Source organism: Klebsiella sp. Ech2A, assembly GCF_030078455.1.
Lineage (GTDB): Bacteria > Pseudomonadota > Gammaproteobacteria > Enterobacterales > Enterobacteriaceae > Klebsiella > Klebsiella terrigena.
Map to the genome: position 1 here is coordinate 1 of NZ_JAQGFU010000146.1, position 10,998 is coordinate 10,998.

The 10,998-nt window shown below is 56.9% G+C and carries 10 protein-coding genes and 1 pseudogene; 6 read left to right on the forward strand and 5 right to left on the reverse strand.

What is annotated here, in order from left to right:
- The 3 genes and pseudogenes from PFH44_RS20240 to PFH44_RS20250 form a co-directional block, all read right to left on the reverse strand.
- Positions 1–662 (reverse strand): annotated as a pseudogene (locus PFH44_RS20240) (hypothetical protein); the annotation flags it as partial.
- On the reverse strand, positions 640–1,515 hold the full coding sequence (locus PFH44_RS20245; RefSeq protein WP_283825951.1) for an oxamate carbamoyltransferase subunit AllH family protein: 876 nt from the start codon (positions 1,513–1,515) through the stop codon (positions 640–642). The pseudogene PFH44_RS20240 and the gene PFH44_RS20245, both read right to left, overlap by 23 nt.
- A 39-nt stretch (positions 1,516–1,554) precedes the next feature.
- Complete coding sequence (locus PFH44_RS20250) at positions 1,555–2,160, reverse strand: ankyrin repeat domain-containing protein (protein ID WP_283825952.1); 606 nt, start codon at positions 2,158–2,160, stop codon at positions 1,555–1,557.
- A 253-nt stretch (positions 2,161–2,413) separates the two neighbouring features.
- On the opposite strand from PFH44_RS20250, the gene PFH44_RS20255 reads away from it, so the two are divergent.
- The 6 genes from PFH44_RS20255 (at position 2,414) to PFH44_RS20280 (ending at position 8,486) form a co-directional block, all read left to right on the forward strand.
- Entirely contained in the window at positions 2,414–2,908 is a 495-nt protein-coding gene (locus tag PFH44_RS20255; RefSeq protein WP_283825953.1) for a DUF1097 domain-containing protein, read from the forward strand.
- 158 nt (positions 2,909–3,066) lie between these two features.
- Positions 3,067–3,999 carry a LysR substrate-binding domain-containing protein gene (locus tag PFH44_RS20260; protein ID WP_045854332.1) on the forward strand — a complete coding sequence of 311 codons (933 nt, stop codon included), beginning with the start codon at positions 3,067–3,069 and terminating at the stop codon, positions 3,997–3,999.
- 134 nt (positions 4,000–4,133) lie between these two features.
- Positions 4,134–4,478, forward strand: a complete 345-nt coding sequence (locus PFH44_RS20265) for a DNA breaking-rejoining protein (RefSeq protein WP_283825954.1) — start codon at positions 4,134–4,136, stop codon at positions 4,476–4,478.
- Between the two features lie 524 nt (positions 4,479–5,002).
- Complete coding sequence (locus PFH44_RS20270; protein WP_283825955.1) at positions 5,003–5,926, forward strand: sugar ABC transporter substrate-binding protein; 924 nt, start codon at positions 5,003–5,005, stop codon at positions 5,924–5,926.
- Between the two features lie 33 nt (positions 5,927–5,959).
- Entirely contained in the window at positions 5,960–7,444 is a 1,485-nt protein-coding gene (locus PFH44_RS20275; protein ID WP_283825956.1) for a sugar ABC transporter ATP-binding protein, read from the forward strand.
- A gap of 19 nt (positions 7,445–7,463) precedes the next feature.
- Positions 7,464–8,486 carry an ABC transporter permease gene (locus PFH44_RS20280; RefSeq protein ID WP_283825959.1) on the forward strand — a complete coding sequence of 341 codons (1,023 nt, stop codon included), beginning with the start codon at positions 7,464–7,466 and terminating at the stop codon, positions 8,484–8,486.
- 44 nt (positions 8,487–8,530) lie between these two features.
- On the opposite strand, the gene PFH44_RS20285 is transcribed toward PFH44_RS20280, so the two are convergent.
- Both PFH44_RS20285 and PFH44_RS20290 read right to left on the reverse strand, forming a co-directional pair.
- A complete protein-coding gene (locus tag PFH44_RS20285) occupies positions 8,531–10,228 on the reverse strand; it encodes a GGDEF domain-containing protein (protein WP_283825957.1) in 1,698 nt (565 codons plus the stop codon).
- Between the two features lie 319 nt (positions 10,229–10,547).
- On the reverse strand, positions 10,548–10,998 hold a 451-nt coding region (locus tag PFH44_RS20290), incomplete at its 5' end, for a M20/M25/M40 family metallo-hydrolase (RefSeq protein WP_283825958.1).

The following is a 10,998-nucleotide window of genomic DNA, read 5'->3' on the forward strand; positions in this document are numbered from 1 at the left end:
CCGATAAGCTGCGACACGCCGCCGCCGAAATCGTGGATCCTAACGCTCAGCTCCTGGCTGCCGGTGCCGGAGGCGCCGACAATCCCGATATTGCCGCGGCGCACCGCATTGCCAAAGCACAGGGCGGTGCCGTTAATGATGGCGGTGCCGCAGTCCGGCCCCATCATCAGCAGGCCTTTTTCATGGGCCAGCTGCTTCAGCGACAGCTCCTCTTCCGGCGTGACGTTATCGGAAAACAGCATGACGTTAAGATCGTTTTGCAGCGCCTGGCGGGCCTCCCGGGCGGCGAACAGGCCGTTGACCGAAATCACCGCCAGATTGCTCTCGGGGAGATGCTTTTTGGCGCTGGCAAGCGTCGCGTAGCGGGCTTCATGCTGGCCGCTCTGCGCCTTGTTGTGGAACAGCTCTTCGATGGCCGCCAGGGTTTGTTCGTTGTCCGCGCCGTCGCGACCGTTAATGACGATCATCAGGTCGCCGTTTTTCGCCCCGGCCAGCTCCGGCGTCAGCAGCCCGAGATTTTTCAGCACCCCTTTGTTCATCTCCGTGGCCATCGCCACAAACGCCTGCTCGACGCCGTCGAGCTGATTGGCCCGGGTCGAAATCGACATCAGCGAAACGGAATCAAAATAGGTATTCGGCTTAACGATTATTTTGACTGACATAATTTTCTCCATACGTTTGGCTCAGGGCGCAGGCGTCCGCCATGCCGTACAGCATGTCGCAGCCGGAGCTTGAGCCAATATTTTTAATATCGGCAATAGCCTCGATAGAAAAGGACGCTGGTTCATTCAGTAAATAATGAATAAATCGCGCAATACTTTCTCGGTAACGCTGGTTTAAGGCGGCTTCTAAGGTTATGGCGCTGAGCGGGGTGGTATTATTTCCGGCGCGCTGCAGGGCCAATAAAAAATCATCCCGATATTTTTCCCGCGGATGTCCGGGGAGCAATAAAATAACGCTGAGGCCAACCAGATAATCATCCGCCGACGGCGTCAGGCCAATACCCAGCCCCAGCATAGAGGACACCGCCGGCGTAATTTCCTCTCCCTGCTGCAGGGCCGCTAATAAAGCGCGGCGGCGTTGCTGTAATTGCCGGCTAATTTCCTGATGAAAAGGATTATTGCCGCGATAGAGAAATAAGGTTTCATCGTCGTGCAGCTGCTGGCGGAGCGTTTGGCTCCAGCGCCGCCACGGAATATGCCGCAGGCGTTCGTTGCTCAGCGTGGGTTTGGCCATTTGCCAGCGCCGGCATTGCGATGTCTCTATCCATCCGCTTTCGCCAAACGCGATGCCTGAATCAAGAAAGCGAACCGGCTGGCCGGGCCGGAACAGGTTGTCAAAGTGTGTGAGTGCCAACCTACAGCTGTTGGGCGCGTTGTCGTAATCTGCGCAGAGCAGCGTCAGCATCCGCTGCGGACCCGGAACAAACAGGTTTACCGCCCGGGAAAAGCGCTGTTCAATCCGTCCGCTGCCGCGCTGCGCGAGAAACCTTTCGTCCGCAGTTAGCGCTTGCACACACCGCCGTCCGGAGGTGTCGATAGCGGTTCTCCTCGGCTAGGCGCCCGCGGCAGTTAGCAGGCGGGCTATTTCGCTAAAGCCCTTTTCCCGCGCCAGCTCCAGCGGAGTCCGGCCGTATTTATCGGTCATATGCGGGCTGGCGCCGTGCTCCAGCAGCAGCGCAACGATCGCCTGCTGCGTGCTGCCGCCGTCGTTGAGCACGATGGCTTCCAGCAGCGGCGTCCAGCCGACAAAATTGGTGTGATTAACGTTAATCCCGGTCTGCGTCAGCAGCTCTTTGACGATCGCCAGATGGCCTTTTTCACAGGCCGGCGTCAGGCCGACGCCGCCAAAACGCGTTAAGCAGTTGAGGTCCGGAGCGGCGGGAAGAATTAAGCGCAGCAGCGTTAAATCATTATTCAGGCAGCTTATCAGGAAGGGATTTAAACAGGTCTGGTCCTGTTTATTAATATCGATCCCCGCGGCAATTAGCTGCGCCACGCAGTCATAGTGCTGATGTAAGCTGGCGAGGACGATGGCGGTCCGGCCGTGGCGGTTAACGCTGTTAATATTAACGCCTTTGAGCAGGCACTCTTTTAATTGCGCGAGGTTGCCTTGCTCCGCCGCTAACAGGTATTCAGTGATAAGATTTTCCCTGGACATAAACCGGCTCCGGATAATTTGCGCTGACGATTTTGGTTGATGGGCCGAGGATAGCAATGAAAAAATGATAAAAGAACCCGCTTAAAATTTATTCGCCGGAAAGCGGCTGATTGTTGAATATTATTTAATAATAGATGCGGGCTGTGCGGTGGTGCACCCTTTGCTGGTTTCTTCGTATTCCCCTTAATGCAATTGGGTATAGTTTCCAAACGTAATAACGACGCCTGGAAACAATTATCCGGAGGAGGACAAGATGAACGGACTCACGGCTACGGGGATTACTGTCGGAATTAGCGCTGGCGTCTGGCAGCTTATCTCCTCGCAGGTTGGGCTTGAGCACGGCTGGGAATTATTAGGCACGATTGGCTTCGTGGCCTTCTGCAGTTTTTATGCCGCGGGCGGGGGCAAGGCGGGGTTCGTCAGGAGCCTGTTTGTTAACTACTCCGGGGCGGTATGGGCGTTTCTTGCGGCGCTGGCCTCGGGCTGGCTCGCCGCGCTGAGCGGCATATCGGGCTTCTGGGCCAGCGTCATCGTCACGGTGCCGTTCTCGGCGGCGATCGTCTGGCAGGGGCGGTTTTCTCTGACGTCGTTTATCCCCGGCGGCTTCCTCGGCATGACGCTGTTCTTCGCCTCCGGGCTCAACTGGCCGGTGACGCTGCTGGGCTTTTTGGCCGGCAACTGCGTCGGCCTCATTTCCGAATATACCGGCCGTCGGCTGAGCGAAGCGACGTCGAAGCCCGAAGCCTGAAGCGCCGCCGCGGCCTGAGAGAACCCGCGTTCTTTCAGGCAGATTGCGAGCGTGGTGTTAAAAGTTATTCAAAAATGGTTGCCCAATCATCCACCAGGCAAATACATTCAGCATGAGAATTTAGCGGATGGCCGGTTGATGAGAGCAGGAGCGGGCAAATGAACTCAATTTTTACCGAAGAGAATCTGCAGGCGTTCACCACGGCGGCGCGCTTTGGCAGCTTTAGCAAGGCGGCGGATGAGCTGGGGCTCACAACCTCCGCCATCAGCTACACCATTAAGCGCATGGAGACCGGGCTGGACGTGGTGCTGTTTACCCGCAATACCCGCAGCATTGAGCTCACCGAATCCGGCTACTACCTTTTTCGCAAAGCCACCGACCTGCTGAACGATTTCCACGCCATCAAGCGCAGCATCGATACTATCGCCCAGGGCATCGAGGCGCGGGTGCGAATCTGCATTAATCAGCTGCTCTATACCCCGCGGCACACCGCGCGCCTGCTGCAGGTGCTTAAAAAACAGTTCCCCACCTGCCAGATAACCGTCACCACCCAGGTCTACAACGGCGTCTGGGACGCCATTATTAATAACCAGGCCAACATTGCCATCGGCGCGCCGGATACGCTGCTCGACGGCGGCGGCATTGATTACACCGAAATCGGCGCCATTCGCTGGGTATTCGCCATTGCGCCGGATCACCCGCTGGCGTTTATGCCGGAACCGATCTCCGAAAGCCAGCTGCGCCTCTATCCGAATATCATGGTGGAAGACACCGCGAATACGATTAATAAAAAGGTCGGCTGGCTGCTGCACGGCCAGGAGGCGATCCTGGTGCCGGATTTTAATACCAAGTGCCAGTGCCAGATCCTCGGCGAGGGAATTGGCTTCCTGCCGGATTATATGGTCAATGAAGCGATGGACGAGCGGCTGCTGGTGACGCGCCTGATCCACAACCCGCGCCAGGACTCGGGAATGCTGCTTGCTACCCAGCACGCGGCGACCGGGCAGGTGACTCAGTGGATTAAAAAAGAGTTTCGTCCGGGAGGCGTATTGACCGCTATTTATCAGGATTTGCTCCATCGCGGGAAATAATGGCAGCAGGCCCGGCCGCTTTATGTGATATAACAGCGCGTTAAAAAACATAAGGTGTTAATTAAATGCAAAAATTTAAGCTAATTGTTGGTGGCCTGATCTGCGCTGGTTGTTTATTAACGCCAGTAGTATCGATGGCAAGTTATAAAATAAATACCCAGCCGATTCATTTCGATAAAGGCACCAGCGGCACCGCTATCCATAATGCGGTGAGCGGAGCCGATGTGAAAGACTATACGCTGGTGGCTAAGGCAGGCCAGACGATGCGCGTCAGTATGAAACGCGGCGGCCACCATCCCTATTTCAACGTCATTAACCCCGTCAATGAAACGGTTTTTAATGGCGCCATGCGTGACGGCGATTTCGAACAGCGCCTGGCGACCAGCGGTAAATATACCGTTCGCGTCTACCAAATGGGCGGCGCGCGCGATGAGGGAAAAACCAGCCCCTACGAGCTGACGTTTAAAATTATCCACTAGCCAGTCCCGGTACAACCGCCTGCGGGCGGTTAGGCGGCCCGCTCGTAGAAATATCGGTTTCTCACCTCGCCCTGCCCGCCAATGATGCGAGCCTCATTCCCCAATCAAATCATCTCCTGCTGAATGCCAGTCTCGTGCCCTCGGCGCGTGAGCAAACTGCTGGTTGCCTCTCATTTTTCGCTCGTTTATGCGGCAATGTTAGATATCTGTCAAAGTTCTGTTATTGCGTAGTTTTAAAATTTTCATTTCAGTTATTTAATTATAAAAGTTTCAAATAAGTTGTTAATGAAACAAATTGACTGAAATCTGGTGACCCCAGACGTAGATGATTAATGAACTGCTGTTTTAATAATTCATTAAAAATCAACCGGTTTTAGCGGTTTGTGAGAAAGAAAAGGCCGACGGCGCTGGCGGAGACGCGTTCTCTGGCCGAAAGGCAGGCAGGAGTTTGACCCGTTTTTTATGAAATGAATTTTTCATTTATCTCAATAAACTGGCGTATCAACGACGCTCAAGGATCAACTGTGAATATCAAGAAAACGATTGTTGCCTCTTTGTTAGCCTGTATGTTGCCTGCGGTTGTGATGGCAAAAGATATTTCCGTCGGCGTTTCGATGGCGCTTTTTGATGATAACTTTCTGACCATCCTGCGTAATGCCATGCAAAAAGAGATGCAAAAAGATGGCGTTAAGTCGCAGGTTGAAGACGCCAAGGGCGACGTGGCGCAGCAGCTGCAGCAGGTACAGAACTTCATCGGCCAGGGCGTGGATGCCATCATCGTTGCCCCGGTCGACACCAACGCGGTGAAACCGATTATCGATCAGGCGACCAAAGCCGGTATCCCGCTGGTGTTCGTTAACCGTCGCCCGCAGCTGCCGCTGACGGACAAAATGGCCTACGTCGGTTCGGATTCCGTCCTCGCCGGGCGCCTGCAGATGGAAGCGCTGGCGAAGGCGATGAACGGTAAAGGAAACGTCGCGATCCTGCTGGGCGACCTGGCCAATGAATCGACCCGCGACCGGACGAAGGGCGTGGAAGAGGTGGTGGCGAAATACCCGAATATTAAAATCGTGCAGAAGCAGACCGCCAAATTTATGCGTAACGACGCGGTCGACGTGGTGAGCAACTGGATGACCAGCGGGGAAGATATCCAGGCCATTGCCTCAAACAACGATGAAATGGCCATCGGCGCGCTGCAGGCGCTCGGCAGCAACCCGAACCACATTCTGATCGCCGGCGTTGACGGCACCCCCGACGCGCTGCAGATGCTCAAAAACGGCAAGATGATCGCCACGATTTTCCAGGACGCGAAGGGCCAGGGCGAGGGCGCGGTCAACGCCGCCATCAAGCTGGCTAACGGTGAGAAGATCGAAAAGGTCATCGACGTCCCCTACCAGCTGATCACCAAAGAAAACATGTCTGATTTCGTCAGCCGCAACCAAAAATAACCATTCCTGGCCCAGCGGTACGGAGGTTTTTCTATGAACGCTTTTGCCCTAGAGGCCGAAGGTATCAGCAAGTTCTTTCCCGGCGTGAAGGCGCTCGATAATGTCTCTCTGCGCGTGCGTCCGGGAACGGTGCACGCGCTGATGGGCGAAAACGGAGCCGGTAAATCCACGCTGATGAAATGCCTTATCGGGATTTACCGTCCCGATAAGGGCGCGATAAAAGTCAAAGGCCAGCCGGTTCAGTTTCAGGACACCATGGATGCGCTGCGGTCGGGGATCTCGATGATCCACCAGGAGCTTAACCTGGTGCCGCATATGACGGTGGCGGAAAATATCTGGCTCGGCCGCGAGCCGATGAGGTACGGCTTCGTCGATCACCGCCAGCTGATCCGCCAGACCCAGGCGCTGCTGAATAAGCTCAATATTCGCCTCTCCGCCGATCGGCTGGTAGGCGATCTGAGCATCGCCGCCCAGCAGATGGTGGAAATTGCTAAAGCGGTCTCGTGGAACGCCGATATCGTGATTATGGATGAGCCGACCTCGGCGTTAACCGAAGGGGAGGTGGCGCACCTGTTTACGATTATTCGCGACCTCCGCGCGCAGGGCAAAGCCATCATCTATATCAGCCATAAGATGGATGAGATTTTTGCGATTACCGATGAAATCAGCGTCTTTCGCGACGGCAGCTGGGTCGCCAGCCAGCAGACGGCGGAATATACCCGCCAGTCGTTAATCACTCAGATGGTCGGGCGAGAATTAACCCAGCTGTTCCCAAAATTCAATAATACGATCGGCGAGGATGTCCTGAGCGTGCGCAATCTGTCGCGCAAAGGCTACTTTGATGACGTCAGCTTCAGCGTGCGGCGCGGCGAAATCCTCGGGGTTGCCGGGCTGGTCGGGGCCGGGCGCAGCGAGGTGATGGAGTGCCTGTTCGGTATGGAGAGCTTTGACGAGGGAGAGGTGCTGATTGATGGCGTCCCGGTGAAGATAGACTCTCCTTCCGTCGCCATCGAAAAGGGGATGGCGCTGCTGACCGAGGATCGCAAAAAGTCCGGCCTGTTCCTCGTCCTGTCGGTGCTGGAGAATATGAGCATCGTCAATATGCCGGAATATGTCGGCAAAAGCGGGTTTGTTAAGCATGTGAAAATGGCGGAAGACTGTATGGAGCAGATCCGCCGTCTGAATATTAAAACCCCGACGATGGATCAAATTATTAATAACCTCAGCGGCGGTAATCAGCAAAAAGTACTGATTGCCCGCTGGCTTTTAGCCCAGCCCAAAATATTAATTCTCGATGAGCCGACCCGCGGTATTGACGTGGGCGCGAAGGCTGAAATTTACCATCTGATTAGCGAACTGGCGAACCGTGGCGTCGCGGTGATTATGGTTTCCTCTGAACTACCGGAAATCCTCGGGATGAGTGACCGCGTGATGGTCATGCACGAAGGGCGTATTACCGGCATCCTTGAAAAAGATGAGGCCGATCAGGAAACCATTTTGTCGTTGGCATCCAATTGAGGCGTAGAGAATGAGCAATATGAAATTGACCGCAGCTCCCGTAAATGAGAAACCCTCTTTCTTGAGTCAGCTACGGCATAAAATGCCGAAAGATACCGGGATATTTATCGTCATGGTGGCGATTGCCCTGACGTTTGAAATTGCCGGCTGGTTCGTTCGCGACCAATCATTTTTAATGAATAGCAACCGCCTGGTGCTGATCGTTTTACAGGTGGCGATTATCGGTATTATCGCCGTGGGGGTGACCCAGGTGATTATTACCACCGGGATTGACCTCTCCTCCGGCTCGGTTATCGCCCTTGCGGCGGTGGTGGCGGCGAGCCTGGCGCAGACCTCGGACAGCCTCACGCCGATGTTTCCGTCGCTGGTCAACCTGCCGGCGGCGATCCCTATTTTGGCCGGGATCGGCGTCGGCCTGCTCTGTGGGTTAACCAACGGTTTTCTGGTGACCCGTACCGGGATCCCGCCGTTTATCGCGACCCTGGGGATGATGGTTTCCGCGCGCGGTCTCGCGCAGTATTACACCCAGGGAAACCCGATTAGCTTCCTGTCCGACAGCTTTACCGCCGTGGGTCAGGGGGCGATGCCGGTCATTATCTTCTTCGTCATCGCCGCGCTGTTCCATATCGCCCTCAAGCATACCCGCTACGGTAAATACGTCTACGCCATCGGCGGCAACATGACCTCGGCAAAAGTGTCCGGCATCAACGTCAACAGGTACCTGGTCATCGTTTACACCATTGCCGGCGCGCTCTCCGGCCTGGCCGGCGTGGTGCTGGCCGCGCGCGTCAGCAGCGGCCAGTCGAGCATGGGGATGTCCTATGAGCTGGATGCCATCGCCGCCGCGGTGATCGGCGGCAGCAGCCTGATGGGCGGCGTTGGGCGGATTACCGGAACGCTGATTGGGGCGGTGATTCTGGGGCTGATTAAAAGCGGCTTCACCTTCGTCGGCGTCGATGCCTACGTGCAGGATATTATTAAGGGCGTCATTATTGTCGCCGCGGTGACCATCGATATGCGCCGTAACCGTAAGAAGCACTAGCCCACCTCATCGGCAGCGCCCGAGCGCAGGGCCCCGGCCCGCGCTCAGGGCAGGCCGCAGATCCGGTCCCGGCCGCTGTTTTTCGCCTTATACAGTTCGCTATCTGCCCGCGACAGCAGCTCCTCCAGCGGGCACTGCCAGCCCTGAGAAACCCCGAAGCTGGCGGTGATCTTAAAGGTCTCGCCGCCGCTGGTGTGGAAGGTCAGCCTGCGGATTTCGTGCTGAATACGCGCGGCGTAGCTGGCAACGTCCTGCGCCGTCGGGGCCAGAAACAGCACCGCAAACTCCTCGCCGCCGAGACGACCCACGACGTCGCTCGGGCGGCTAAACTTGCTCAGCGTTTGTGCCAGCGCCACCAGCACTTCGTCGCCCATCGGGTGTCCCCAGCTGTCGTTAATCGACTTGAAGCGGTCGACGTCCAGCATAATAAGCCAGGCGCTCAGGGCCTCGCTCGACTGACGCAGCAGCGCCTCGCCCCGGGTATTGAACGCCCGGCGGTTAAACAGGTGCGTGAGCGGGTCCTCCTCCGACTGGCGCTGGTACTGGCGGCTGATGCGCGCCTCTTCGCGCAGCTTCTTCCCGAGGGTGCCGAGGGATGAGAACAGCTCCTGCACCTCTTCCGCGGTGTCGTCATCGATCTGGACGTGCGCCTGCCTGCCGGCGATCAGATCGGCGGCAATATTATTTAAGCGCAGAATAGGGCGCAAAACCCGCGAGCGAATATAGAAAATCATCGCGATGGTCAGGGCGTGGACCAGCGCCAGCACCAGCGAACGGATGAGCAAATTCTGCAGCGCCGAGCGCTCGCTGGCGATGTAGTGCTTTTTGACGCCGGTCATGTAGGTATTCAGCAGGTTATCAAAAGCGCCGAGGCTGGCGTGATAATCAATGGCGAAGCGCTCGGCGCTAATGCTGTAGGGCTGATTGCCGTCGCTCTCCTCTTTTAAGCGATTAATTAAACCAATCCCCTGCGTTTCGAAGGCCCGGCGGGTATTCTCCAGCTGGCGCTGAAAGTGCGGAATATAGCTCGCCTCGTCACCCTGGGTTTGCAGCAGCCACCAGGCGGTATTAATCCGCTCAATGCTGCGGGTGATCCCTTCGCGGTTCGCCTCGGGGATCTTCGTTTGGGTCGCCAGCGGGATCAGCAGCTGCGAGCCGAGCCTGCCGGTGGCGTCGCGCAGCTCACCCAGCGCCTGGGCGCGCAGAATGGGTCCCAGCGCGCTGGGCTCCAGCAGTAAAAACTCGGCGGTGCGCTCAAACAGCGCCTGATGGTAAAAGTCGGTCGCCACCACCATATCGCGGATGGCGTGCTCTGCCGCCGCCGGGTCATTTAACTCCCGGCTGCGGAAGCTATCGGCGAGACGCCTGGCGTGGGTCCGCTGATGCTGCATTTCCGCCATCAGCTCGGGGGAGAGCAGATGCTGCGGAATGCTTTGCATATCGCGATCGGTGACCCGGCGGTGGGCCTCCAGCGCCTGCCAATGCCGCGCTTTATCCGCCAGCGGGCTTAAAACCAGCTCGTTAACGAAGGCGCGTTCGCCGGCTAAATCGTTGGAGACCTGCAGCACGCGGTAAAAAATATCGAACTGAATAACGTTGTTATGCGCGCTTTTCCACATCGACCATGAGCCGGAGAGCAGCCAGAAGGAGAGAATGGTGGTTAAGCAGATTGTCGCTAACGCCGATCCCCAGATATAGCGGAGTACGTTGGACGATGCGGCGGATTTTTTATTCGTTTTCACACATACCCGGCGTCAGCAGTAAGAGGCGATCCCATCAGGCTATTTTCGCGGCGAGTATGACCCGGCAGAGTGCGCGGCACGTTGACCTTAAGCCCGCCCGACGCCGCTTCTTTCCCTGCGTACATTGGCCATACTATAGGCGATCTTCCTGCTGATTTTAGCAGAGGATCCAAAAATAAACGTTTTTAAGCGCCGGGTAAGGTGCTGTTTTAATTTATTTATACTGGAGTTTTCCTCTCCGCGGGCGCGCCGTGCGGCCCGCGGAGAGGAGCGCGTTTGTCGCCATGCGCAATGCGTTCGCTATGACGACAGGCGGGGATCAGGAGGATTCGAGCGCGGCGCTAAGCAGGCTGTTAAGCAGGACGTTGGCCCCTTTTTCAGCCCACTGAGGGAGAATGTTTTCGGCCTCATTGTGGCTAATCCCCTTCTCGCAGGGGATAAATATCATGCTGGCGGGGGCCACTTTGCTGATATAGCAGGTGTCGTGTCCGGCGCCGGAAACCATCCGTTTAGCGCTGTAGCCGAGCGCCAGGGCGGCCCGCTCGCTGCGCGCCAGGCAGTCGGGGTCGAAGGCGATAGGCGCGTAGTCAAAAATGCGCTCGACCTCTGCCGCTACGCCGCGCTGGCCCAGCGCCGCGGCGGCGCGGCGCAGCGCGAGCTCCATCGCTTCGAGGGCGTCGCTTTGCGGGTGGCGGAACTCGACGCTGCACTCCACTCGGCCGGGCACCACGTTGCGCGACCCGGGCGTTACCTGCAGCGGGCCGACCGTC